Origin of the sequence: Nocardia sp. NPDC058518 (assembly GCF_042719655.1) — a bacterium.
Classification (GTDB): domain Bacteria; phylum Actinomycetota; class Actinomycetes; order Mycobacteriales; family Mycobacteriaceae; genus Nocardia.
In genome coordinates, this window is sequence record NZ_JBHXNJ010000009.1 from 15,403 (window position 1) to 39,282 (window position 23,880).

Annotated in this window: 22 protein-coding genes; 9 read left to right on the plus strand and 13 right to left on the minus strand. The window is 69.3% G+C overall.

Annotation, left to right across the window (positions count from 1 at the left end; translation table 11 throughout):
• The first annotated feature begins 118 nt into the window (after positions 1-118).
• The gene (locus tag ACFWPX_RS17455; RefSeq protein ID WP_378928245.1) at positions 119-928 is read left to right on the plus strand and encodes an NAD(P)-dependent oxidoreductase; all 810 of its coding nucleotides are present in this window, start codon (positions 119-121) and stop codon (positions 926-928) included.
• An 84-nt stretch (positions 929-1,012) separates the two neighbouring features.
• Here ACFWPX_RS17455 and ACFWPX_RS17460 read toward each other — a convergent pair whose 3' ends face one another.
• Both ACFWPX_RS17460 and ACFWPX_RS17465 read right to left on the minus strand, forming a co-directional pair.
• Positions 1,013-1,201 carry a ferredoxin gene (locus tag ACFWPX_RS17460; RefSeq protein ID WP_378928246.1) on the minus strand — a complete coding sequence of 63 codons (189 nt, stop codon included), beginning with the start codon at positions 1,199-1,201 and terminating at the stop codon, positions 1,013-1,015.
• Entirely contained in the window at positions 1,201-2,490 is a 1,290-nt protein-coding gene (locus ACFWPX_RS17465; protein ID WP_378928464.1) for a cytochrome P450, read from the minus strand. The genes ACFWPX_RS17460 and ACFWPX_RS17465 overlap by 1 nt, the downstream gene beginning before the upstream one ends.
• Positions 2,491-2,633: 143 nt before the next feature.
• Here ACFWPX_RS17465 and ACFWPX_RS17470 point away from each other — a divergent pair, with 143 nt between their 5' ends.
• On the plus strand, positions 2,634-3,770 hold the full coding sequence (locus tag ACFWPX_RS17470; RefSeq protein WP_378928247.1) for an acyl-CoA dehydrogenase family protein: 1,137 nt from the start codon (positions 2,634-2,636) through the stop codon (positions 3,768-3,770).
• A gap of 31 nt (positions 3,771-3,801) precedes the next feature.
• Positions 3,802-5,031 (plus strand): acyl-CoA dehydrogenase family protein, encoded by a 1,230-nt coding sequence (locus ACFWPX_RS17475; protein ID WP_378928248.1) that lies wholly within the window; start codon positions 3,802-3,804, stop codon positions 5,029-5,031.
• Positions 5,032-5,167: 136 nt separating this feature from the next.
• On the opposite strand, the gene ACFWPX_RS17480 is transcribed toward ACFWPX_RS17475, so the two are convergent.
• The 3 genes from ACFWPX_RS17480 to ACFWPX_RS17490 are packed head-to-tail and all read right to left on the minus strand — an operon-like array spanning position 5,168 to position 8,426.
• Complete coding sequence (locus ACFWPX_RS17480; RefSeq protein WP_378928249.1) at positions 5,168-5,935, minus strand: enoyl-CoA hydratase/isomerase family protein; 768 nt, start codon at positions 5,933-5,935, stop codon at positions 5,168-5,170.
• A complete protein-coding gene (locus ACFWPX_RS17485; protein ID WP_378928250.1) occupies positions 5,935-7,206 on the minus strand; it encodes an acetyl-CoA hydrolase/transferase family protein in 1,272 nt (423 codons plus the stop codon). The genes ACFWPX_RS17480 and ACFWPX_RS17485 overlap by 1 nt, the downstream gene beginning before the upstream one ends.
• Complete coding sequence (locus tag ACFWPX_RS17490; RefSeq protein WP_378928251.1) at positions 7,203-8,426, minus strand: CaiB/BaiF CoA transferase family protein; 1,224 nt, start codon at positions 8,424-8,426, stop codon at positions 7,203-7,205. The genes ACFWPX_RS17485 and ACFWPX_RS17490 overlap by 4 nt, the downstream gene beginning before the upstream one ends.
• Before the next feature lie 74 nt (positions 8,427-8,500).
• Here ACFWPX_RS17490 and ACFWPX_RS17495 point away from each other — a divergent pair, with 74 nt between their 5' ends.
• The 5 genes from ACFWPX_RS17495 (at position 8,501) to ACFWPX_RS17515 (ending at position 14,787) form a co-directional block, all read left to right on the plus strand.
• Entirely contained in the window at positions 8,501-10,018 is a 1,518-nt protein-coding gene (locus tag ACFWPX_RS17495) for a class I adenylate-forming enzyme family protein (RefSeq protein WP_378928253.1), read from the plus strand.
• Positions 10,015-10,791, plus strand: coding sequence for an SDR family NAD(P)-dependent oxidoreductase (locus ACFWPX_RS17500; RefSeq protein WP_378928254.1), 777 nt, complete (start codon positions 10,015-10,017; stop codon positions 10,789-10,791). Before ACFWPX_RS17495 ends, ACFWPX_RS17500 begins: the two co-directional genes overlap by 4 nt.
• Before the next feature lie 102 nt (positions 10,792-10,893).
• Entirely contained in the window at positions 10,894-11,877 is a 984-nt protein-coding gene (locus ACFWPX_RS17505; RefSeq protein ID WP_378928255.1) for an MDR family oxidoreductase, read from the plus strand.
• 12 nt (positions 11,878-11,889) lie between these two features.
• A complete protein-coding gene (locus ACFWPX_RS17510) occupies positions 11,890-13,083 on the plus strand; it encodes a MaoC family dehydratase N-terminal domain-containing protein (RefSeq protein ID WP_378928256.1) in 1,194 nt (397 codons plus the stop codon).
• A 12-nt stretch (positions 13,084-13,095) separates the two neighbouring features.
• A complete protein-coding gene (locus ACFWPX_RS17515) occupies positions 13,096-14,787 on the plus strand; it encodes a class I adenylate-forming enzyme family protein (protein WP_378928257.1) in 1,692 nt (563 codons plus the stop codon).
• Between the two features lie 89 nt (positions 14,788-14,876).
• On the opposite strand, the gene ACFWPX_RS17520 is transcribed toward ACFWPX_RS17515, so the two are convergent.
• The 8 genes from ACFWPX_RS17520 to ACFWPX_RS17555 all read right to left on the minus strand — a co-directional run bounded on the left by ACFWPX_RS17520 (position 14,877) and on the right by ACFWPX_RS17555 (position 22,906).
• Positions 14,877-15,473 carry a GNAT family N-acetyltransferase gene (locus tag ACFWPX_RS17520; RefSeq protein ID WP_378928258.1) on the minus strand — a complete coding sequence of 199 codons (597 nt, stop codon included), beginning with the start codon at positions 15,471-15,473 and terminating at the stop codon, positions 14,877-14,879.
• Entirely contained in the window at positions 15,470-16,078 is a 609-nt protein-coding gene (locus ACFWPX_RS17525) for a TetR/AcrR family transcriptional regulator (RefSeq protein ID WP_378928259.1), read from the minus strand. The genes ACFWPX_RS17520 and ACFWPX_RS17525 overlap by 4 nt, the downstream gene beginning before the upstream one ends.
• 78 nt (positions 16,079-16,156) lie before the next feature.
• A complete protein-coding gene (locus ACFWPX_RS17530; protein WP_378928260.1) occupies positions 16,157-17,155 on the minus strand; it encodes an NAD(P)H-dependent flavin oxidoreductase in 999 nt (332 codons plus the stop codon).
• A 197-nt stretch (positions 17,156-17,352) separates the two neighbouring features.
• Positions 17,353-18,393 carry an acyl-CoA dehydrogenase family protein gene (locus tag ACFWPX_RS17535; protein ID WP_378928261.1) on the minus strand — a complete coding sequence of 347 codons (1,041 nt, stop codon included), beginning with the start codon at positions 18,391-18,393 and terminating at the stop codon, positions 17,353-17,355.
• Positions 18,390-19,787, minus strand: coding sequence for an acyl-CoA dehydrogenase family protein (locus ACFWPX_RS17540; protein ID WP_378928262.1), 1,398 nt, complete (start codon positions 19,785-19,787; stop codon positions 18,390-18,392). Before ACFWPX_RS17540 ends, ACFWPX_RS17535 begins: the two co-directional genes overlap by 4 nt.
• Positions 19,784-20,557, minus strand: coding sequence for an enoyl-CoA hydratase/isomerase family protein (locus ACFWPX_RS17545; protein ID WP_378928263.1), 774 nt, complete (start codon positions 20,555-20,557; stop codon positions 19,784-19,786). The genes ACFWPX_RS17540 and ACFWPX_RS17545 overlap by 4 nt, the downstream gene beginning before the upstream one ends.
• A 4-nt stretch (positions 20,558-20,561) precedes the next feature.
• The gene (locus ACFWPX_RS17550; protein ID WP_378928264.1) at positions 20,562-21,707 is read right to left on the minus strand and encodes an acyl-CoA dehydrogenase family protein; all 1,146 of its coding nucleotides are present in this window, start codon (positions 21,705-21,707) and stop codon (positions 20,562-20,564) included.
• Positions 21,708-21,736: 29 nt separating this feature from the next.
• On the minus strand, positions 21,737-22,906 hold the full coding sequence (locus ACFWPX_RS17555) for an acyl-CoA dehydrogenase family protein (protein WP_378928265.1): 1,170 nt from the start codon (positions 22,904-22,906) through the stop codon (positions 21,737-21,739).
• A gap of 124 nt (positions 22,907-23,030) precedes the next feature.
• Between ACFWPX_RS17555 and ACFWPX_RS17560 the strand changes: the two genes are divergently transcribed.
• Positions 23,031-23,837, plus strand: a complete 807-nt coding sequence (locus tag ACFWPX_RS17560) for a FadR/GntR family transcriptional regulator (RefSeq protein WP_378928266.1) — start codon at positions 23,031-23,033, stop codon at positions 23,835-23,837.
• Positions 23,838-23,880 lie beyond the last annotated feature (43 nt).

A 23,880-nucleotide genomic window follows, 5' to 3' on the forward strand; every position in this document is an offset into this window, starting at 1 on the left:
GACAACGAACGAATCCCGTTGTCGGTGTGAGGCACCGGTGAAGCCTCTTCGGCCTCCTGCCGCCCGATCGACTGTCACCAACGGCGAAAACTGTCACCTACAGAGAAGAGAGCACAGGATGCGTGTGGGTTTCGTGGGCGCCGGCCGGATGGGTATGCCGATGATCGTCCGTCTCGTCGATACCGGGCACACGGTACGAGCCCTGGCACGGAATGCCGAGGCGCAGGCCGGGGTAGCCGCTGCCGGCGCTACCCCCGTACTGTCCACCACCGAGGCGGCCCTGGGCGCCGAGGCACTGATCGTCTGTGTGTTCAGTGACGATCAAGTGCGCGAGATCTGCCTGGACGGAACACTTCTCGCCGATCTACCCACCGGCGCCCTCGTCATCCTGCACACCACCGGAAGCCCGGAGACCGCCGCTACCGTCGGGACCGCGGCAGCTCGGCGGGGTATCGACGTGGTCGACGCACCGGTCAGTGGCGGCCCACACGATATCGCCGCCGGCATACTCACCGTCTTCCTCGGTGGGTCCGACGCCGATGCTCACCGCGCGACCGAAATTCTCGGCGCCTATGCCGATCCGGTCCTGCACGTCGGTGGGATCGGCGACGGTCAGCGCGTGAAGCTGGTCAACAATGTCCTGTTCGCGGCGCAGATCGGACTCGTCGCCGACGCGGTGCGGCTGGGCACCGTCCTCGGCCTGTCCGAGCCTGCCCTACTGGCCGCGCTGCCCCACGCGAGCAGCAGCGGTAATGCGATCACCCGGATCGCCGGCCGGGGGTCGGTCGACCAGTTCCGCACCACCGCAGGCGAATTCCTGCGCAAGGACATCGCGGTCGCCACCGAGGTCGCCACAGCACTCGGCGCGGACCTCGGCCTCCTCGAAGCCGCGATCCGCGCCGGTCTGACACCATCCGCGCCGGTCTGACACCGTCGGCGCCGATCACCCCGTCCCGAGCCCGGGTCACACCCGGAGAGGGGTTCCGCTGCACCGCAACGAAACCCCTCCACCTCACTCCACGACGATGGCCTGCTCCGGGCAGGCCGACACCGCTTCCTCCACCGCGCCGACCAGATGGTCCGGCACCGCACCAGCGGCCGTCTCGGCATAGCCGTCCACGTTCAGCGTGAAGACCTCAGGGCACAACCCCAGACACGCACCGTGGCCACGGCAGCGGTCCGCGTCGACAGTCACCTTCATCAGGCCTCCTCGGTGTCGAATTCCAGGTGCAGCGAGGTGAGCCCACGCAGGATGAAGGTCGGCAGGTAGTTGTACCGCCGCTCCTGCGCGGGCCCGTGCACCGTCTCGTCGATCCGTAGGTCGGTGGTGCGGGCGAGCAAGCGCTCGATGGCGATCCTGGCCTCCGCGCGCGCCAGCGGCGCACCGGGGCAGGTGTGCGCGCCACGTCCGAATGCGATGTGCTGGCGGGCATTCGAGCGCGCCGGATCGAAACTGGTCGGATCGTCGAAGCGGCGCGGGTCGCGATTGGCGGCACCGTTGACGACCATCAGCACGGTCCCCACCGGGACCTCGGTCCCGCCCACCGTGGAGGTCTTCTTGGCGAGCCGGAAATCGCCTTTCACCGGGCTCTCCATCCGCAGCGACTCCTCGATGAAGTTCTGGATGTGGCTCTTGTCCGCGCGCAGGTACTCCTGGATGTCGGGCCGTTCGGCGATCAGTTTCAGTGCCGAGCTCAGCAGCCGGACGGTGGTCTCCTGACCGGCCGAGAAGACATTGGCGGCCACCCGCACCACGTCGAGTACCTCCGGCTGCGATCCGTCCGGGAACGTCGCGGTGGCCAGGCTGGTGAGCACGTCGTTGCGCGGGTTGCGGCGGCGATCCTCGATATAGGCGGAGAACCTGCTGTACAGGAACTCGATCGGGTTGTGCGACATGCCTTCACCCTGCGTGGAGCCCACGCTGGCACCCTCGCGGTGCGGGTCGCGCTGCAGGGTGTGCAGGAACTCGTCCTGGTCCTCCCTCGGCACGCCGAGCAGGTCGGCGATCACGTACAACGTGAAGGGACCGGCGAATTCGCGCATGCAGTCGCCGCCGGTGACCAGGTAGTGATCGAGCATGCGGTCGGCGATCGACCACATCGCCTCCTCGTTCTCCTTCAGCCGCTTCGGCGTGATCAGCCGCATGAGCAGCGCGCGGTGATCGGTGTGGGTCGGCGGATCCAGCGTCGGCAGCTGATCACTCATCGGCAGGCTGTCGCGATGCTCGGCGATCACCGCGTCGACATCGCTGTTCTCGTCCAGCGGAACCGGGAATCCGGGGAACGGACCGGTGACGGCGATGCACGAGGAGAACCGGTCCACGTCGTTGTAGACCTCGAGCGCCTCGTCGTAGCCGGTCACCATCATCACGTCGTGATGACGCTCGCGGGTCACCGGGCATTGCTCGCGCAGCGAATCGAAGTACGGGTAGGGATCTGCGACCAGCTCCTGTCCGAGAAAGAAGTCCAGATCCTGGAAGTTGTTCACCACGCGACGGGTCCCTTCGAGATTCCGGTCGACGCCACCCATCGGATGTTGGTGCCAGTCGACTTCCGTGATTGAGAATAAGCCTCTCACATGTGAGTATGAGATTTCCACATTGCTCGCTGCGCGTCAACCGGAGGACCGACCCCATGCCCCACGATCCCACCGCGGACCAGCGGTTTTTTCAGATGACCACCCGTGAATTCCTCGCGGGCACCGTCCCGATCGAGACCGTGCGCGCGCTCGCCGACGCCGGAACCGGCTTCGATCGGGACTGGTGGCGACGCGGCGCCGAACTCGGATGGACGGCGATGCTGGCACCCGAAAGCCTCGGCGGCGGTTCGGTATCCGGTCACCCGATGACCGAGCTGGCCCTGGTCGCCGAGGAACTCGGCAGGGCCGCCGCGCCCGGCCCGTTCGTCACCGTCACCGCGGCGCTGGCTGGCCTGCGGGCCACCGCCGACCACCTCGCCGAGACGGTCGCCGCGATCGTGGCGGGCACACTCGTCGTGACCTGGGCGGTGTACGAGCCCGGTGCCGGTTTCGGCGTGCTCACCGGCGAGTTCGGTGGCACCAGGGCGGTGCCCGCCGGTTCGGGCTACCGGCTGACCGGGGTCAAGGACCGGGTGGAGGCGGCCGATCAGGCCGACCTGTTCCTGGTCACCGCGACCGGTCCCGACGGCCCGATCCAGCTGCTCGTGCCCGCCGAAGCGCCGGGCGTGACCGTTCGCCCCACCTGGACCATCGATCTCACCCGGCGCACCGGCAAGGTCGTGTTCGACGATGTCGTCGTCGGTGCCGACGCGGTGACCCACACCGGCGCCGCGGCAGTGGCCGCGGTGCGCGCGCAGGCAGGCGCCGCCGCGCTCGTCACCGCCGCGGAGTCCGCCGGTGCGGCCGAGCACGCCCTCACCCGCACACTGACCTGGCTGTTCGAGCGCTACACCTTCGGGCGGCCGCTGGCCTCGTACCAGTCGCTCAAGCACCGCATGGCCGACAACAAGACCTGGCTGGAGGCCTGCCGCGCCACCGCGCTCGCCGCGGCCGCCGCCTGGGACGCCGAGGCGCCGGAGACCGACGAGTACATCAGCATCGCGAAATCGTATGTGGGCGCGAAAGCTCCGGTGATCGCCCAGGACTGCGTGCAGTTGCACGGCGGGATCGGTGTCACCTGGGAGCACGATCTGCACCTGTTCCTGCGCCGGATCACCCTCGGTCGCGCGCTGTACGGCACGCCAGAGGAACACCGCCGCCACATCACCGATCTGCTCGACTCCGCGGCATGACCGCACCGTCCTCTCAGGAAGGCATCGTCGTATGACCACCGACATCGAGACCGTCGAGGAATTCCGGCTCCGGGCACGGGACTGGCTGCGAGCGAACATGTCCCCGGCACCGTCCACGATCGCACCCGCCGACACCGAGGAGGCATGGCAGCACGCCCGCCGGTTGCAGCGCCGGCTCCACGACGGCGGTTTCGCCGGTATCTGCTTCCCCCCCGAATACGGCGGTCTCGGCCTGAGTCCCGAACATCAGGAGGCCTTCACCGAGGAGTCGCTCCCCTACGAGTTGCCGCTGCTGCTGAACGTGCCGACGCTGGCGATCTGCGCGGCCAGCCTGCTCGATCTCGGCACCGAAGAGCAGAAACTGGACCATCTGCCCGCGGTGCTGCGTGGCGAGGAGATCATGGTGCAGTTCCTGTCCGAGCCGCGTGGTGGCTCGGATCTGGCCGGGCTCACCTCCCGCGCCGACCGCGACGGCGACCGGTGGATCCTCAACGGCTCCAAGATCTGGAGCTCGGGCGCCTACGCCGCCGACTACGGCCTATGTCTGGCCCGCACCGACTGGTCGGTGCCCAAACATCAAGGGCTGACCCTGTTCCTGGTGCCGGTACACGCCGCAGGCGTCACGGTGCAGCGGATCAAGCAGGTCACCGGTTCCACCGAGTTCTGCCAGGAGTTCTTCGACGATGTGGTGCTGCCCGCGGACGCGGTGGTCGGGCAGGTCGACGGCGGCTGGGAAGCGGCCTCGCGCTTGCTCTTCCACGAACGGGCGGCCCTCGGCGGCACCTCGCCCTACACCAGCGGCGCCCGCCCGCACCTCGGCGGCGAGGCCGACCAGCTACTGCGCCTGGCGAAGGCGACCGGCCAGTCGGCGGACACGCGCGTGCGCGAGGACATCGGTGAGGCACGTGCCATGAACGTGGTCCGTGACCAGCTCATCGCCCATGTCACCCGTGCCATCACCACCGGCACCCTGCCACCCACCTCCGGCGCGATCCCTCGCCTGTTCTCCGCCGAGAACGCCTGGCTGCAAACCGATACCGCCCTGCGCATCGCCGGCTCCGACGGCGCGACCTACACCGCGGGCGCCGAGGCCGACACCGAAACCGTCGGCTTGGACTACCTGTTCCGCGCCGCGTGGAGCCTGGCGGGCGGCAGCACCGAGATGGCGCGCAATGTCATCAGCGAACGGGTCCTCGGCATGCCACGCGAGGACAGCGCCGACCGTGATGTGCCCTTCGATCAGGTGCCCCACGGTCGATGAGGTCCGGGTGAGCGGAACCGCGCGGTAAGCGGGAGCCGCTCACCCTCGGCTCCGCGAACAGTGTGGCCCGGCGGCGCCTCACCGGGTCACACTGTGGCGGTCGGCGCCGAGAGCCGGGCCGCCGACCACCGCGCGGTCAGTGGCCGGTCCAGCGTGGAGTTCGCTTCTCCGCGAAGGCAAGTGGCCCTTCCTGCGCGTCAGCGCTCTGGTAGCAGGGCACCGAGGCGTGCCGGGCCGCATGGAGCGCGGCGGCGCGGCCCATCTCGGTGGCGAGCATGACCGTGTCGCGGGCCGCGCGCACCGACAGTGGTGCCGCCTCGGCGATCTCGCGGGCCAGTTCGAGTGCGACGGGGAGCAGGTCGGCCGGTTCGGTGAGGCGGTTCACCAGGCCGATCTCGTAGGCGCGGCGGGCGTCGATCGGCTTGCCGGTCAGCAGGATCTCCATCATGATCCGCTGCGGGATCATGTGGATCAGCGGTGCGGCCCATGGCGAGCTGCGGCCCACCTTCACCTCGGTGACGGCGAAGCTAGCCTCGGTCGAGGCGACGCACAGATCGCAGGCCTGGGCGATCATCCAGCCGCCGGCGAAGGCGGCGCCGTTGACCGCGGCGATCGTCGGTTTGCTCAGTTCCACGGTGTCGTAGGGGACCGGGAACATGTCGCGGGGCGGGACCGTCATCCCGGTCGCCACCATCTCCTTGAGGTCCCCACCGGCGCAGAAGGTCCGGCCCGCACCCGTGAGCACCGCGACCCGCAGCGTGGGGTCCGCCCCGAAACGTTCCCACGCCGCGAACAGTCCCGCCCGTACATCGCGGGCCAGGCAGTTGCGGGTCTCGGGACGGTTCAGGGTGATCACCGCGATCCCGTCCGGTCTCGCTTCGAACAGCACTGCGTCCTCGGACATCAGAATCCTCTCCGCTGGATCTCGTAGGCCGTGCGCTCCAGCTCGTCGCGAAAGTCGGGGTGCGCCACCGTGATCAGCGCGCGGGCGCGTTCGGCCATGGTCCGCCCGGCCAGTGCGGCGGCTCCGTATTCGGTGACGATCACGTCGACATCGCTACGCGCGGTGGTAACCGGACCCGACAATGCCGCGCAGATCCGGCTCACCGTCCCGCGCCGGGCCGTGGACTGCAACGCGATCACCGACCGTCCGCCGGGCGACCGCAGACCCGCACGCACGAAGTCCACCTGCCCGCCGGTGCCGCCGAAATACGCCGTACCGCTCTGCTCGGCATTGACCTGCCCGGTGAGATCGACCTCAACGGCCGAGTTCACCGTGACCAGGCGACTGAGCAGGCCGAGCACCGCCGGGTCGTGGGTGTAGGCGGTGGTGCACATGCGGATCAGCGGATTGTGGTCGGCGAACCCGTAGAGCCGCTCGGTGCCGATCAGCGCGCCGGTCACCGAGACCCCGCGATCGATCTCCTTGCGCGCGTTGGTCACCACCCCCGCCTGCACCAGATCGACCAGAGCATCGCCGATCATGCCGGAGTGCACACCGAGATCGGTGCGGTCGCGCAACAGTCGCAGCACCGCGTCCGGTACCGCGCCGATCCCGACCTGCAGCACCGTGCCGTCCTCGACGAACTCGGCGACGTTCCGGGCGATCGCCTCGTCCACCGGCCCGATGGCGGCAGCGGTGACCTGCACCGGCTCCCGGGAGACCCGGATCGCGTAATCGATGTCGCCGGCGTGGATCCGCTCGCCCACGGTGCGCGGCACCCGGTCGTTCACCTCCGCCACCACCACCCGCGCCGCCCGGATCGCCGACAGCACATGGTCACTGATGAGGCCGAGACTGTGCATACCGTCCGCGTCGGCAGGCGCGACCTGCACGAACGCGACATCACAACGCAACTCACCCGCCTCGATCATCGGACCGACCCGGCTGACATGGCACGGCACCACACTCAGCAGATGCTCCGCGGTGAGCCCCCGCAACGCCCCGATCGCGCCCATACTGACCGGCTCGAACGCCGCCGCGGCGGCCGGGGTGAGCAGGCCGGAGAAGCTGGTGGCGATGAACAGCGACAGGTCAGCGATATCGCCACCCTGTGCGATCAGCGCCTCGATCAGGGTGGTCGGCTCACCACACGCCTGCCCGGCAACGATCCGGTCGCCGGGGCGCAAGATCATCCGCAGGTCGAGGTCGGCGCTCGACAGCACGGCGGTCACCGGTCCCACCCGCCCTGGGCGGAAGAGCCGGAGCGCATCGGGGTTTCACCGGGTGTCATCGGCGACGCTTGCCCGGGGACGGCCGCGCGGAGCTGGTCGAGGACCGCGTCGGTGTCGGCGCCGAGTCGTGGTGCGGGGCCGGCGATCCGGCCCGGAGTGCGGGAGAAGCGGGCTGGTGGGCCGGGGAAGCGGACGGGGCCGTCGGGGGTGTCGACGGTCTGGAAGAAGCCGACGGCGGCGAGGTGTTCGTTGTCGAAGAGGTCGTCGAGGGAGCGCACCGGTGCCGCCGGGATCTCCAGCGAGCGCAGGATCGTCAGCCACTCCTCGGTGGTACGTTCGGCGAAGGTCTCGGCGAGGCGGGCGTAGACCACATCGATCCGGGCCGCCCGCTGGGCCAGGGTGGCGAATTCCGGCCCGGCCCAAGCCGGTTGGACGGCCTCCACGAACGCGGTCCACTGCTTGTCGTTGTAGACCAAAGCCGCCAGATAGCCGTCGGCGGTCCGGTATGGCCTGCGGTCCGGGGTCACCGCCCGCGGGTAGGCCGCGGGGCCGAGCGGCGGCGAGAACATGGCGCCATTGGCGTGTTCGACCAGCATGAACGCCGCCATCGTCTCGAACATGGCGACCTCGACCTCTTGGCCCTCCCCGGTCCGCTGCCGATGGAACAACGCCATCGTCGTGGCGTACACCGCGGTCAGGCCCGCGACCTTGTCGGCGATGATGGTGCCCACGTACCCCGGTGTGCCGGTGAGCATTTCCTGCACGGCGGGGAGCCCGCACGCGGCCTGGACCGTGTCGTCGTAGGCGGGCAGCCCGGAGTCCGGCCCGCCGCGGCCGTAGCCGTAGCAGTTCGTGTAGACGATGGCCGGGTTCAGCGCGGCCACGTCCCGATACCCGAAACCGAGCCGCTCGATCGCCGCCGCCCGCATGGAGTGCACGAAAACATCGGCCCCGGCGACCAGTTCACGCAGGGCCGCCGCGCCGTCCTCGGTCCGCAGGTCGAGGACCACGCTGCGCTTACCCCGGTTGACATTGACGAAGACCCCGCTCATACCCGGCTCCGGACCCACCGAGATGTAGCGGGTGTCGTCACCGCGCGGCGGTTCGATCTTGATCACCTCGGCGCCCATGTCAGCCATGATCTGCGTGCAGTACGGGCCCATCACCATCGCGGTCAGGTCGACGACCCGAATCCCTGCGAGCGGACCTGTGTGTTCCATCGCGTCCCCTTTCGACCACCACCCGATCGGGCTATCTGGTGAATCTTTGCAAGGATAGTGCTATCAAGGAAGTCGTGGACAGCTTCACCGGCAACATCCGTGCCCCGCGCCCCATCGCGACCGTGCTCGACGATCCGCTGCGGGCGCGTCCCGACGCGCCCGCGATCATCGCCGCCTCGGGGACGTGGAGTTACGCCGACCTCGACGAACAGGCCGCTCGCGCAGCGGGAGCGCTGTGGTCGCTCGGTGTCCGGCCCGGCGACCGGGTCGGCGCCTGCCTGCCCAACGACCTCGCCATCATCGCCGCGTTCCACGGCGCGCAGCGCATCGGAGCGATCTGGACCGGTATCGGAGAAGCAAATTCTCCTGCCGAGCAACAGTACTTGCACGACCTGTGCGATCCCGCTGTCGTGCTGGCCGGTCCCCGCTGGGGCGGGAGCTCACCGCACGCGGTACACCCGGACCACTGGGCGGACCTGATCACGAAAGCCGACCCCGCACCGACCGTCACCCACGACATCGACGCACCCGCGGGAATCGCCTTCACCAGTGGCACCTCCGGGCGACCGAAGGCGGTGGTCCACAGTCAGCGCAATCTGCTGCTGCCCGGCGCGGTGGTCTCGGCCACTCGGGGCTGGGGCCCTGACCTGCGCCGCGGCGACAGTTTCCCGCTCACCATCTTGAACATGATGGTGCTGTCCACCCTGACCACGGCTCAGGCCGGTGGGTGCGCGGTGATCATGGACCGCCGGGATGTCGACGGAGTCGCCGAGTGGATCGCCACGCATCGGGTGACGGTGTGGAACGGCGCCCCCGCCCAGCTCTACGACCTGGCCCGCAAGCCCGACGCGAATCTCGCTTCGCTACAGGAGGTCTGGAGTGGTGGCAGCGATACCCCCGATCCGGTCCGCACCGCCTTCGCCGCCGCCCACCACGGCCTCGTCCCGCGCACCACCTACGGCCTCACCGAGGCACCAACGGTCGTCGCCATCGATCCACCGGGCTCCGGCTGGACTCCGGGCAGCAGCGGTCGGGTGCTCCCCCACCTCGATGTCGCCGCCTACGACGACGAGAACCGGCGACTGCCACCGGGTTCCCTCGGCGAACTCCGCCTGTCCGCCGCCACGCACGGCCCCTGGGCCGGACTCTGGCGTCCCACCCTCGGCTATTGGTCCGACGGCGCCGTGCGTCCACCGGAACCAGGCCCCTTCCCCACCGGCGACATCGGCACCGTCGACGACGAGGGCCGTCTGTCGGTGCTGGACCGCAAGAAGATGGTCATCATCCGCGGCGGCGCGAACGTGTATCCCCTCGAGGTCGAACGGGTGCTCGCCACCCATCCCGGGGTCACCAAGGTGGCGGTCTGCCCGATACCGGACGAGCGGCTCGGTCAGAAGGTCGCCGCTGTCGTCGAAAGCAACAGCGGCACAGTGGATTTCGATGAGCTGGCGAGGCTGTGCCGACGCGAGCTGGCCGGGTACAAGGTGCCCGAGATCTGGGCCAGGGTGGACGCACTACCGGTGAACGCCATGGGCAAGGTGGAGCGCACCGGGCTCACCGCACTCGTCACCGCCCAGCAGGAGAACCGATGAGCGACAAGCGCGACAAGGCACTCGAACTGTTCGATCTCACCGGCCGTGTCGCTGTGGTCACCGGCGCGTCCTCGGGACTCGGCGCCGCCGTGGCCGAGACCCTCGCCGGCCTGGGCGCCCGGGTCGCGGTGGTGGCCCGGCGCGCCGACCGGCTCACCGAACTCGCCGACCGCGTCGACGGACTCGCCGTCGTCTGCGATCTGGCCGACCCGGTACAGATCGCCACCGTGGCGCAGCGGGTCGCCGACCGGCTCGGCGCGCCGACGATCCTGGTGAACGCGGCAGGCAACCGCTTCACGACGGCACGCGCCGAGGACGAACCGCTCGATGCCGTGCACCGCACCCTCGGACTCAACCTCGTGGCGCCGTTCCTGCTGGCGCAGAGTCTGTTTCCGCACATGCGCGATGCGGGCGGCGGCTCGGTGGTCAATGTCTCCTCGATCAGCGGGCAGGTCGGCGTCCCCGGCATCCCGCAAGCCTCCTACGCGGCGAGCAAGGCCGGATTGTCCGGGCTCACCACCGAACTCGCGGTCCAGTGGGCACGGCATTCGATCCGGGTGAACACCGTGGCGCCCGGCTTCTTCCGCAGCGAGATCACCGACAGCCTCTACGACAGCGAGCGCGGCGCCGAGTACCTGCGCCGCAACACCCCGCTCCCCCAGGAGGGCACCGCCAAGGACATGGTCGGCGCCATCACCTGGCTGGCCGGCGACGCCGCCCGCTACGTCACGGGGCAGACGATCGTGGTCGACGGCGGCTGGACCGCCCGCTGACGACACCGCCCGTTCCGGGCGATTGACACCGAACACTCCCGATGAAAACATATCCATACCTACGCGAGAATTGCATTCTCGCAGGAGAGAGGGGTAGTCCCCATGTTCTCGGCCATCCTTATCGAGAAGAGCGGAACACCACCCGAAGTCAGCGCGACCACCGTGTCAGAGGACGCGCTGCCCGAGGGCGACGTCACCGTCGACATCGCGTATTCCACGCTCAATTACAAAGACGCCCTGGCCATTACCGGAAAGTCGCCGGTGGTCCGTTCGTTCCCGATGGTGCCGGGCATCGACCTGGCCGGGGTCGTGGCCGAGAGCAGTCATCCGGACTGGTCGGCCGGTGACAAGGTCGTGCTCAACGGCTGGGGCGTCGGCGAGACCCACTGGGGCGGCCTCGCCCAGCGCGCCCGCGTCCGCGGCGACTGGCTGATCGCCCAGCCTGCGGCTTTCACCGCCCGCCAGGCGATGGCGATCGGCACCGCCGGGTACACCGCGAGTCTGTGCGTGGAGGCACTGGCCGGTCACGGGCTGCTCCCGGCGGACGGTGAGATCCTGGTGACGGGTGCGACCGGCGGCGTCGGCAGTGTCGCGATCGCCCTGCTCGCCGCCGCCGGGTACACGGTGGCCGCGGCCACCGGAAAGCCCGCCGAGGCAGGCTATCTGAAGGATCTCGGTGCGAGCACGGTCATCGACCGGGCCGAACTGGCCGAGCGTGGCAAGCCGCTGCAGAAGGAACGCTGGGCCGGTGTGGTCGACGCCGCGGGCAGCCACACGCTGGTGAACGCGAGCGCGCAGGTCCGCTACGGTGGCGCCGTCGCCGCCTGTGGTCTGGCCCAGGGCATGGACCTGCCGGGCACCGTCGCCCCGTTCATCCTGCGCGGGGTCACCCTCTACGGCATCGACAGCGTCATGGCGCCGACCCCGCGCCGGATCCGGGCGTGGGAGCGGCTGGCCCGCGACCTCGATCCCGCCGCCCTGGACACCATCGCCACCGAGGTCCCGCTGAGCGAGGCGATCGCCGCCGCGAGCCGGTTCATCGACGGCACCGTGCGCGGCCGTCTCGTCGTCGACGTCAACCGCTGAACAGGAGTATCCGTGGCAACGAAGAAGCGCAGCGCCGCAGTCGAACTCGACCTCAGCGATGTCGACCACCGAGTCGGTAAACCGATCGGCGGCGGGCAGCTGTGGGATCCGTGCAGCACCTCCGACATCCGCCGCTGGGTGATGGCGATGGACTATCCCAATCCGCTGCACTGGGATCAGGAATTCGCCGGGGAGTCCCGCTACGGCGGGTTGATCGCACCCCAATCCATCGCGGTCGCACTGGATTACGGGCACGGCGCGGCACCGGCGTGCGTCGGCCGCATCCCCGGCAGTCACCTGATCTTCGGTGGCGAGGAGTGGTGGTTCTACGGAACGCCGGTGCGTCCCGGCGACACCCTGTTCCAGGAGCGCCGTTTCCACGACTTCAAGGTCGCGGAGACGAAATTCGCGGGGCCGACCATGTTCTCGCGCGGGGACACCACCCATCGCAATCAGCATGGCGCGCTCGTCGCGCGCGAGCGTTCGACCGCTATTCGCTACCTCGCCGAGGAGGCGACCAAGCGCGGTATGTACGACAACCAGGTCGGTGAGATCAAGCGCTGGACGGCCGCCGAACTGGCCGAAGTCGACACACTGCGCACCGAGTGGCTGCATTCCAATCGCCTCGGCGTCTCCCCGCATTTCGACGAGGTGAAAGTCGGCGACAAATTGCCGCGCCGGGTGATCGGCCCGCATTCCATCGCGAGTTTCACCACCGAATATCGCGCCTTCCTCTTCAACATCTGGGGCACATTCGGCTGGGTCGCGCCCGAGGGGATCGCGGATCCGTGGGTGTATCAGGATCCGGGCTGGACCGAGGGTTTCGGATTCGACGAAGAGGGCGCCAAGATCGATCCGCGGTTGCGTGACGGGCTCTATGTCGGCCCCTCCCGCGGTCATATCGATGCCGACAAGGCCGGCGAGGTCGGCATGGCGCGCGCCTACGGTTACGGCGCGACGATGGGCGCCTGGTGCACCGACTATCTGGCCTACTGGGCGGGCAACGACGGCATGGTGCGCCACACCAAGGCCGATTTCCGGCTGCCCGCCTTCGAGGGCGACGTCACCTATTTCGATGCCGAGATCATCGGCAAACAAGCCCATTCGACCTGGGGTGCCCCGCTGGTCGAGGTGGAACTGAAGCTCACCGACCAGAACTTCGGCACGCTCGTGAAATGCGTGGCCGAGGTCGAACTGCCGTTCTGAGAAAGGTCGACGATGACCGAGGAAGTTTCAGACCGGGCCGTCGCGTCCGGTCCACCACTGGCCGAGGAATCCGGGCTCGGCCCACTCACCCTGCCCGGATTCCTGCGGGAAGTGACCCGGCGTTACGGCGAGCGGGAAGCGCTCGTCTTCCACGACGGCACCGATGTCACCCGCTGGACCTACGAGGAGCTGTGGGAACAGTCCGTCGCGGTGGCGCGCGCACTGCGCGCCGCCGGGGTCGGCAAGGACAGCCGGGTCGGCGTGCTCATGACGAATCGACCGGAGTGGCTGGCGGCCGTATTCGGGACCGCCATGGCCGGTGGGGTGGCGGTCGCGCTCAGCACGTTCTCCACGTCGGCGGAACTGGAGCACCTGCTGGGGTTGTCCGGTGTTTCGGTGCTGCTGTTCGAACGTGCCGTCGCCGGTAAGGATTTCGCGGCGGTACTCACCGGGCTGGAACCGGAGATCGGTACGGCGGCTCCCGGGGCGGTGCGGTCGGCGGCCTATCCGTTCCTGCGCCGCCTCGCCGTGGTCGGTGCGCCGGTGGACGGTGGCGCGATCGAGACCTGGGACGCCTTCGTGGCCGCCGGGGCATCCGAACCGGTCGAACTCGTCGAGGCCGCCGCGGCCACGGTGTCGCCGAGCGATACCGCGGTGCTGTTCTTCTCCTCCGGAACCACGAGCAAACCCAAGGGAATTCGCAGCGCGCATCGTGGTGTCACCATCCAGATGTGGCGGTTCCGGCGGATGTTCGGCTTCGGCCCCGACGACCACGTCCGCTGCTGGACCGCCAACGGCTTCTTCTGGTCCGGCAATTTCGGGCAGGCGCTGGGTTCGACCCTGGCCGCGGGCGGGTCGCTGATTCTCCAGTCGACCTTCGACGGCGCGGCGGCACTGGAATTGATGCAGGCCGAACGGGTGAACTTCCCGGTCGCCTGGCCCCATCAGTGGGCCCAGCTCGAGGGCGCGCCCAACTGGGCGACCGTGGATCTGAGCACCCTGCGGTTCGTCGACGTCGACTATCCGGCTGCCCATCATCCCACGGTGACCACCACCTGGACCGAGCCGGGACGCGCCTACGGCAATACCGAAACCTTCACCATTACAACATGTTTCCCCGCCAACACTCCCGAGGACACGATCGCTGGCAGCAGCGGCGAACCGCTACCCGGCAATACGATCAAGATCGTCGACCCGCTCACCGGGGCCGTCCTGGCGCGCGGTGAACACGGTGAGATCTGCGTCAAGGGCCCCACCCTGATGCTCGGCTACGTCGGCATTCCCCTCGACGAAACCCTCGACGCCGACGGCTATTTCCACACCGGCGACGGCGGCTACCTCGACGACGTCGGCAGGCTGTACTGGGAGGGCAGGCTCACCGACATCATCAAGACCGGCGGCGCGAACGTCTCCCCACTCGAGGTCGACGAGGAGCTCAACCGCTATCCGGGCGTGAAAGTCGGTCGCACCGTGGGCATTCCGCACGACACCCTCGGCGAGGTCGTGGTGGCCTGCGTCGTTCCGCACGCCGACACCGCCCTCGACGGCGAGGCGATCCGGTCGTTCCTGCGGGAACGGCTCGCCAGCTACAAGGTGCCCCGGCACGTGCTGCTCTACACCGAGGACGATTTCACCCTCACCGGCAGCGCCAAGATCAAGTCCGCCGAGCTGCGCGAACTGGCCGCGGCCCGGCTCGCGACCTAGGCCGTGTTGATCAACCGGTTTCGCTGTCGGCTGGGTGAGCCTTGAACCGTGACGCGACAGGAGATCTCTGACGAGGTGTCCAACACGGCCTAGCGAGCAGTCGTCTTCAGAGTCATCGATACGTACGCGGAGAACCCGGCACGGGCGGCGAACCTCACCGGACGAGTGCTCGATTCGCTGAAGCCGAGTTTCCGATAGAGGCCGAGCGCGGGTGCGTTCGTGTCCTTTATGTCGCGAAGCACGAATTCGTCGTACGGCAGCTGCAGCAGGTGCCCCATCAGCGCCGTCGCGACGCCCTTCCCCTGGTGCTGCGGTGCGGTGGTGACGAAGCCGATCTCGGCCAGACCGGGACGCGCACCGTCGTACGCTCCGAGGAACTGACTCCGCACGATGAAGTAGCTGATCAGGCCGTGCAGCCCGCCGAGTCCGCGCCGCATCTCTCGACGGTTGGGCTCGAAGCACTCCTGACTGCCTACCGTGACGGATGCGATCGCGGCGGGTTCCCCGTCGACCAGCGCCACGTAGAAGCGCTCGAGGATGATCATGTGCTCGAATGCGTCCGCGAGGGCCCGTGGGTCCTTCGAAAAATACTCGAAGTCCTCGGCGAATCCCTGAACGAGGACCTCGGTGATACGCCGGCGGTATCCCTCGCCCAGCACGTCGCCGCGCTCGAGCTCGATGGTCACGAGGCTCCTTTTCGTATCAGCAGGCGAAGCACGAGGTCGACGCCTGTCTCGGTCAGCGCGCCCGGGATGACCGTTCGCATGCCGGCGATGCCGGACAACATCGCGAAGTAGTAGGCCGTCAGCTGAGCAGGCTCGCCGTCCTCGAACTGACCGGCCGCTTGACCGCGACGCACGAGAGCTGCGAAGGCGTCCCACAGTGGGCGCTGGGCGGTCGCCAGCCGCTCCGCGGTTCCGACCGGAGTATCCGTCAGAAACCCCTGGTTGATAACCAGGAAGAACTCGGCCTCGCCGTTCCCGTTTGCGAGGTCGGTCAGGAAAACGCACGTGAAGTCGCGCACCAGGGTGAGCGGATCCGCGTCGCTCGAGAGCGCGGCAGACGCTGCGACCAGACCGGACGCGGCCTGCTCGAGCAGCGCGTCGAACAGCGCTTCCTTGCTCGCATAGTGGCGGTAGATCGACCCCGTGCTGAGACTGGCCTCTTCCGCGATGTGCCTGATGCTCGACGCGGTGAATCCGCGATTCGCGAAGACACGGACGGCCGCGCCCTCGATGGTCTCGCGCGTCGCGTCGCGCATCGCCGCGTTCTGCTCTGGTGTTCTCGTCAACCCTGCTCCAATAGAATGAACTCTTGTTCATTCTATGACGGAGGTTCCGGCGGTGCCGATACCGCCGGAACCTTCGCCCTAGCGCGCAGGCGCCATCGCACCGGCGAGGTGGCCGACGGTGGACGCGAGGTCACCGCAGGCCTGCTCGTACTGTCCGCGCAGGGTCGCGACGAGTTCGGCGGTGGTTCCGGCTTCGGTGATGGCGCCGATGCCCTGGCCCGCGCCCCAGACATCGCGCCAGGCCTTGGCGTCGCTGCCGGAGGAGCCGAAGTTCATCTTCGAAGGGTCCGACTCGGGCAGGTTGTCCGGGTCGAGGCCCGCGGCGACGATGCTGCCGCGCAGGTAATTGCCGTGCACGCCGGTGAACAGGTTGCTGTAGACGATGTCGGACGCGGACGAGTCGACCACCATCTGCCGGTAGCCGGGCGCCACGTTGGCCTCGGCGGTGGACAGGAACGCCGAGCCGACATAGGCCAGGTCGGCGCCGGCGGCCTGCGCGGCCAGGATCGACCGGCCGTGCGCGATCGAACCCGACAGCAGCAGCGGACCGTCGAACCAGGTGCGGATCTCCTGGATCAGCGCGAACGGCGACTGGGTTCCGGCGTGCCCGCCCGCCCCCGCGGCGACCGCGATGAGCCCGTCGGCGCCCTTCTCGATCGCCTTGCGCGCGAAGTGGTTGTTGACCACATCGTGCAGCACGAGACCGCCGTAGGAGTGCACGGCGTCGTTGATCTCGGTCCGCGCGCCCAGCGAGCTGATCACGATCGGCACCTTGTGCTCGACGATGACCGCCATGTCCTGCTCGAGCCGGTCGTTGGAGCGGTGCACGATCTGATTCACCGCGAACGGCGCCACCACCGCCTCCGGATTCGCGGCCGCGTACGCCGCGTTCTCCTCGACGATGCGATCGAGCCAGTCACCGAGCATCGAGGCGGGCCGCGCGTTCAGCGCCGGAAACGATCCGACGATTCCGGCCTGACACTGGGCGAGGACAAGCTCGGGGCCCGACGCGATGAACATCGGCGAGGCGACCACGGGCAGGGACAGGCGGCTGGAGAGCCACTGGGGCAGTGCCATTGAATCCTCCGAAACAGGACGGACCAGCGGCTGAGCCGCCGGGCGGTTACGTCAGTACCAGCACGGTAGGACGCGGGCAGTGCCCTATGCAACCAGTTGCATAGGGATCGTGGCGTGGATCACCGCGCCTGACGTCATTCGCGCGGCAGGGTGATTCGCGGGTGTGCGGGTTCTGGTGTCGCAGGATCGCGACGGACTCAGCGATACCGGGCAGCCAGCATTCGCCGGTGCTCGGACGGCGTGCCGAAGAGCGCGCGGTTCAAGGTCGCCCGTTTGAGGTGGACGTGGATGCCGCTGTCCCAGGTGTAGCCGAATCCGCCGTGTAGTTGCAGTGCGGCGCCGGCCACCCGCACCGCGGCGGTGGTCGTGTACGACTTCGCTCGCGCGGCGGCGAACGTCACCTCGGCCGAACCCTCGGTGATCGCCTGGACGGCGGCGGCGACGAGGTGCCGTGCGACGGTGACCTGCACCAGCATGTCGGCACAGGCGTGCTTGACCGCTTGGAACGAGCCGACCGGGCGCCCGAATTGTTCGCGCACGCGCACATAGGCGACGGTCGCAGCCAGCATGGCCTCGGCGGAACCCAGCGAGTCACAGGCCACCGCGACGGCGGCTCGTGCACGGAGCGTTTCCGGTGCCTTGTGGTCGGGGAAGCGCCACACGGCATGAACGGCTACCCGATCGGCGGTCACCGCGGCGGCCGAGCGAGTGGCGTCGACCAGCGGTGTCGAGGTGATGGTCAATCCGGTGGTGCCGGGGACCATCGCAACGAGCGCGTCGCTCGCCCGGATCGGGACGAGCAGCAGGTCTGCGACCGGTGCGTCCAGAACGAAGGCCGCCGATCCGGTCAGCACGGATCCGGCGGGACCGGATTCCAGGACGAAGGCCGGGTCCGTATCGCCCGCGTCGAGGACCAGCACCGGCACCGCGCGGCCGGCGACCGTCTCGCGGAAAATAGTGTCGCGCAGGTCGTCCGCGGCGACCTCGGCGAGTGCCGGGACCGACAGTGCCAGCACCGTGGGCAGCGCCGTGACGGCGGCGGCACGGCCCACCTCGCCGAGCAACACCGCCACCTCGGCGAAAGTGGCTCCCGCACCGTCGAATTCGGACGGCGCGGCCAGCCCCGGCCAGCCGGCTTCGGTGATGGTGGCCCACGGCACCGGCTCGCCCGCCGACTTCGCCAGCAGGTCCCGGGCGAGGGCGCGTAGTTCGTCGTGGAATTCGGCGAAGTCGGTCATCGCTTGTCTCCCGCCGGTTCGCGTGGCAGCCCGAGGCCGCGTTCGGCGATGATGGTTCGCTGGATCTCGCTGGTGCCGCCGGGAATGGTCCACTCCCAGGAGCCGAGGAAGTCCAGGACCCAGGCACCGGACTCCCAGCCCCCCGACATCGGTTTGCGCAGTACTGTGTGCGCGTCCACCCCACCCAGCTCGGCGCCGAAATCGGTCATCCGCTGGAGGAGTTCGCTGTAGTACAGCTTCACCACCGAGGCGTCGGCCGGACCGACCGTGCCCGCAACGTGTCGTTCGACCAGGTCGCGGCACAGCGCGCGCAGGCCGGTGATCTCGATCTCGAGCTCGGCGAGGCAATCGGCCACCACCGGGTCGTCCAGTGCGCGGCCGCCGGGGCCGGGGCGCGCGGCATCGGCCAGCAGCATCCGGAACCCCGCATTGCCGAGCCGCTCGGCCAGTTCGAGCATGGTCAGGCCGCGTTCGGCACCGAGCGTGCGCTGGGCGACCTGCCAGCCCGCGTTCTCCGCGCCGATCAGCCCGCTCGCGGGCACCCGCACGTGATCGAGGAAGATCTCGCAGAAGTGGGATTCGCCGGTGGCCTGCCGGATGGGCCGCACCTCGATGCCGGGACTGCGCATGTCGAGCAGGAAGTACGAAATACCCTGTCGCACAGGCGCGGACGGGTCGGACCGGGCGAGCAACAGGCACCAGTCGGCATATTGCGCGCCGCTGGCCCACACCTTCTGGCCGGTGACGACCCAGTCGTCGCCGTCGCGGTGGGCGGCGGTCCGCAGTGCGGCCAGGTCCGAGCCCGCGTCGGGTTCGGAGAACCCCTGCACCCAGATCTCCCCGTCGAGAATGGCGGGCAGATGTCGTGCGCGTTGCTCGGGGGTGCCAGCGGCGAGCAAGGTGGCGGCCGCGTGATGGATGGCGACGAAGGCGAGCACGAGCCGGGGCGCATCATGGGCGGCGAGTTCCTGATACAGCACGATCTGGTGCCCGACCGGCATCCCACCGCCGTACTCGACGGGCCAGTGCGGCACCGCGAAACCGGCGGTACGCAGCCGCTGGAACCAATCCTGCTGGAACCGCGCGAATTCCGCGTCGGAGGCACCCAACTGGGTCTGCCGCCAATCGCCGGGGATCTGCGTGCGACACCAGTGGCGGACATGCGCACGGAACGCGGAAAGGTCAGCGGGCCAACGCTCCCCCACGCCCACCCCAGCGGTCGACGCCAGCGAGCGAGCTCCCGCCGAATCCGCCAGGCCCGTCGACTGGGCGCCCACCCTATCCGCCGGTGGCGTCGAGCGCGCCCCCAGCACATCCGCCGGAGTTATCGGGTTGTCGTGCACGGCATCTGCCGGTGCCGTCGGGCCCGAGCGCGCCTCATCCGCCGGTGTCATCGGGCGCTTCGGCGGAGGCCGAGCAGGCGGTCGCGGTGCTCGGTGGTTTGCATGGAGACGATCTCGGCGGCGAAGCCGGCCTGCATCGGGCCGGCCAGTGCCTGGCTGAGGTACATGTTCACGACGCGCTTGGTGCCGCGAACCGCTTCGGGTGGCTGAGCGGCGATTCGGTGGGCGAGGGCGAGCGCCTCGGTCATGAGCTGGTCCGGGGTGACTACGCGGCTGGCCAGGCCGACGTCGACGGCGGTGGCGGCGTCGATGCGGTCGCCGGTGTAGAGGTATTCGCGGGTGCGCAGGATCGGGGTGAGCAGCGGCCAGAAGGCGGCGCCGCCGTCTCCCGCGACCAATCCGACCGCGACGTGCGGATCGGCCAGGTAGGCCCGCTCCGACATCAGCACCACATCGCACAGCACGGCGATGCTCGCGCCGAGGCCGACCGCGGCACCGTTGACGGCGGCGATCACCGGTAGCGGGAAGCGCAGCATCTCCTCGATGATCTGCGCGCCTTCCCGGATGCTCTCGTCGCGGGCGGCCGGGTCGTCGAGGAAGGAGGTGATCCAGTCCAGGTCGCCGCCCGCGCTGAAAGTCCTTCCGGCGCCGGTGAGTACGACCACCCTGGCCTCGGTGTCGGCGGCCAGGTGCCGCCAGACCTCGGCCAGCGCGCGGTGCAGGTCGGCGTTCACGGCGTTGAGCGCGTCGGGCCGGTCGATCAGCACGGTCCGCACCTGGCCGTCGGCGGTCACGGTGAGTCCGGGTGGCAGCGGGTCCACGGTGTCACGCTCCTCGCGGATCGGAGAACGGACCGGCCAGCCCGCGGGCACCGATCCGACGGGTGAGCAGGTCCTCGGTGCCGGTGATGCCCAGCGGCAGCCGCCGCAGCGGCAGACTGTGCCGCGACAGCCACGACAGCGTCGTCTCGTCACAGAACCCGACCGCGCCGTGCACCTGATGCGCGACACGGAAGACGATCTCGGCGGCTTCCAGCACGGCCAGCCGCGCAGCGAGCGCGTCGGCGACCGCGTCGGGCTGTCCGGTCTGGATGCTCCACAGCGCGTACCGGGCCAGCATCTCCACCCCCTTGCGCTCCACTTCGGCATCGGTCAGCTGGAACTGCACCGACTGGAAATCCGCCAGCCGTCGCCCGAACTGCTCCCGCACCAGCACGTGATCCCCGGCCAGCTCCATCGCACGGTCCAACATCCCGAGCAAGGTCCAACACGGCAGTACCAACGCCAACGCCAGATCATCGGCACCGCGAGTGTCCAACGGCCGCACAGCAATCGGCGTCACGAATACGGTCTCCCGCGCGGTTCTACCGTCCGTCGGAGCAACGGTCCCCTCCACCGTTCCCCCACCGGCCCGTCCGACCGACTCCCCACCTACTCCCCCGCCGAGCCGCACAGCGAACTCCCCGCCGAACCCCCCACCCAGCCGGACAGCGAACTCACCATCCATCCGTGTGTCGGGCCGGGTGAAGGTCTCCCCATGGACTTCCGCGTCGAGCCCGGTGCGCTTTCCGGCACGGCGAGCGGTGACCGTCCCCCGCCGACCCTCGGGATCGACCGCGACGACCCGCAGGTCGAGGCCGTCGATGGCGGCGGCGGGCTCGGGTCCGGCGACCACCACGAGTGCGTCGGCGTCGAGGTCGGCCGGCCGGGACAGGCGCTCCGCCACCGGATACGGGATGGCCCAGTAGCCGGCGCTGCGGCACAGTGCCGCGGCTGCTTCCAATTCGATCGGGTCGCGACGCGGGCTCAGGTCCCACGCGCCGAGGCGCTCCAGGACGGCCGCGATCGTCGTGTGCCGGGTCGTCGGATCGGTCTCGGCCCGCTGGACCAGGTCGTCACCACCGGCGGCACGCAGGGCGCGCGCGGCTTGGAGGCCGAATTCGACGGCCTCACTGGACAATTCGAGATTCATGTGGCCCCCTGGTGGTATCGCGGCCGAACTCACGCGGCCGCCCCGGATCGCCGGGTTCCGGACAGCAGCGACCTGGCCAGCAGGATCTGCTGTATCTCGACGCTGCCCGAGGCCACGGTCGCGGCGTTGGCGTAGCGCCAGTGGTCCTCGACGGCGCGGCGGAACTTCCGGCGTGTGCCCTTGTCGTCGGCCACGTGGGCGGCCAGTTCGGTGAGCAGCGCGGCGCTCTCCTGATCCAGCCGGGTGACCGCGATGCGGTAGGCGGCGGCGTCGCCGGGTGCCACCCGACCCGTGTTCTGCATGGCGACAACCTGATACGCCAGCAGCCGCGCCCGCCGGGCCCGGGTCAGCGCCCGTGCCCATCGGCCACGCAGGGCCGACGGCAAGGTTTCCCAGCGTTCGCCGAGTGCGGTCGGCGCGAGTTGCAGCAGCCGTTCGCAGCGGGCGTAGCGGGCGATGCCGACCCGCTCGAAGGCCAGCACTTCCTGCACCACGGCCCAGCCCTCGTCCACGGTGCCGAGCACATCGGCCGGGCCGACGGGCACGTCGTCGAAGAAGACCTCGTTGAGGTGGTGCGGCCCGAGCATGGACCGAATCGGGCGGACCTCGATACCGGGTGCCGTCATGGGCAGCAGAAACACCGTGAGCCCCTGCTGTTTACGGCCACCGGTCGAGGTGCGGGCGAGCAGGAAGCACCACTGCGCCATGGTGGCGTAGGACGTCCAGATCTTCTGCCCGGAGATCCGCCAGCCGTCACCGTCGGGGCGGGCGGTGGTGCGCAGCGAGGCCAGGTCCGACCCGGCGTCCGGCTCGGAGAAGCCTTGGCACCAGATCACCTCGCCCGCCGCGATGGGCGGCAGGTGCAGGCGCTGCTGCTCGGTGGTGCCGTGCCGCATCAGGGTGGGCCCGACCCAGTTGACGCCCATGTACTGCGCACCACGCGGTTCGTGGTGGGCCCACATCTCCTCACGCACCACGGTCTGCTCCCACACCGAGGCACCCCGTCCGCCGAACCGCTCCGGCCATGCCGCGCAGAGCAATCCACGCTCGGCGAGCACCCCACAGAATTTCTGGGCCGTCGCGAGATCGGTGGGGTCGTCGGTGAACGCGCCGAGAAAATCGTCCGGAACCTCCGCGGCGATCAACCGCCGGAGCTCGCTGCGCAGACCCGCTGCGGCTTCGCCCATGGTGAAGTCCATACGACGCACAGTACGTCAATCCTCATAAGGATAGCAATATTTGTGGGGTCAACAGCGCCACGACTAGACTGCCGCCCATGGCGGAGACGACGACCCGGGATGCAGTGCGCGACAGGCGAGCCGCATGACCGGCCCACGCCGGGGGCGTGTGCCGCAGCGCCGGATCGCCGAGACCGTCGCCGCCGAACTGCGCGCCCGCATCCTGACCGGCGACGCGGACTACCGGCTGCCCACCCAGGACCAGCTGGTGCAGGACTTCGGTGTCAGTTACCCGTCGATCCGCGAGGCGCTGCGCATCCTGGAGACCGAGGGCCTGGTCACTGTCCGCCGCGGCAATGTCGGCGGCGCCGAGGTGCATCGACCCGACGAGTCCTCGGCCGCTTACCATCTCGGCCTCGCCCTGCAGGGCGCCCGGGTGACGCTCGGCGATCTGGCCGTCGGCCTGCGCATGTTCGAGCCACTGTGCGCGGCCGCCTGCGCGGGCCGGCCCGACCGGGCGACGACGGTGGTGCCCGCCCTGCTCGACAACGTCGAGAAGTCCGCGGAGCTGCTCGACGACGGCGCCGAATTCACCCACACCGCAAGAGAATTCCACGATCTGATCGTGGCCCACACCCCCAATCTCACCGTGCGCTACATGGTGAGTTCGCTGGTGACACTGTGGTCGGCGCAGGAGCAGGCGTGGGCGGTGGAGCTCACCCAGGAGGGCCAGTACCCCTCCCGCGAGCAGGCCGATGCCGCCGTGCGCACGCACCGCCGGATCGCGGGCGAGATCGAGGCAGGCCGCGCCGCCGAGGCCGAGCGGCTCTACCGCAGCCACCTCTCGGCCACCCAGAGTCTGGTGCTCGAACGGTACGACGCCGACATGATCAGCGCGTCACCCCAGGGCGCCCGGCCGACGACGCGGATGCGCCCGGGCACCCGAATTTGAGCCCGGATATCCACTGCACCAGCGGATTCACGGATATCGGCCC

Bases quoted from the DNA above. Each gene is read 5' to 3' on its own strand.
- ACFWPX_RS17540 (WP_378928262.1), bottom strand. From the start codon at position 19,787: ATGACACCGGCGGATGAGGCGCGCTCGGGCCCGACGGCACCGGCAGAT.
- ACFWPX_RS17480 (WP_378928249.1), bottom strand. From the start codon at position 5,935: ATGTCCGAGGACGCAGTGCTGTTCGAAGCGAGACCGGACGGGATCGCG.
- ACFWPX_RS17505 (WP_378928255.1), top strand. From the start codon at position 10,894: ATGTTCTCGGCCATCCTTATCGAGAAGAGCGGAACACCACCCGAAGTC.
- ACFWPX_RS17460 (WP_378928246.1), bottom strand. From the start codon at position 1,201: ATGAAGGTGACTGTCGACGCGGACCGCTGCCGTGGCCACGGTGCGTGT.
- ACFWPX_RS17500 (WP_378928254.1), top strand. From the start codon at position 10,015: ATGAGCGACAAGCGCGACAAGGCACTCGAACTGTTCGATCTCACCGGC.
- ACFWPX_RS17535 (WP_378928261.1), bottom strand. From the start codon at position 18,393: ATGACCGACTTCGCCGAATTCCACGACGAACTACGCGCCCTCGCCCGG.
- ACFWPX_RS17555 (WP_378928265.1), bottom strand. From the start codon at position 22,906: ATGGACTTCACCATGGGCGAAGCCGCAGCGGGTCTGCGCAGCGAGCTC.
- ACFWPX_RS17475 (WP_378928248.1), top strand. From the start codon at position 3,802: ATGACCACCGACATCGAGACCGTCGAGGAATTCCGGCTCCGGGCACGG.
- ACFWPX_RS17470 (WP_378928247.1), top strand. From the start codon at position 2,634: ATGCCCCACGATCCCACCGCGGACCAGCGGTTTTTTCAGATGACCACC.
- ACFWPX_RS17550 (WP_378928264.1), bottom strand. From the start codon at position 21,707: ATGAATCTCGAATTGTCCAGTGAGGCCGTCGAATTCGGCCTCCAAGCC.
- ACFWPX_RS17455 (WP_378928245.1), top strand. From the start codon at position 119: ATGCGTGTGGGTTTCGTGGGCGCCGGCCGGATGGGTATGCCGATGATC.
- ACFWPX_RS17560 (WP_378928266.1), top strand. From the start codon at position 23,031: ATGACCGGCCCACGCCGGGGGCGTGTGCCGCAGCGCCGGATCGCCGAG.
- ACFWPX_RS17530 (WP_378928260.1), bottom strand. From the start codon at position 17,155: ATGGCACTGCCCCAGTGGCTCTCCAGCCGCCTGTCCCTGCCCGTGGTC.
- ACFWPX_RS17515 (WP_378928257.1), top strand. From the start codon at position 13,096: ATGACCGAGGAAGTTTCAGACCGGGCCGTCGCGTCCGGTCCACCACTG.
- ACFWPX_RS17490 (WP_378928251.1), bottom strand. From the start codon at position 8,426: ATGGAACACACAGGTCCGCTCGCAGGGATTCGGGTCGTCGACCTGACC.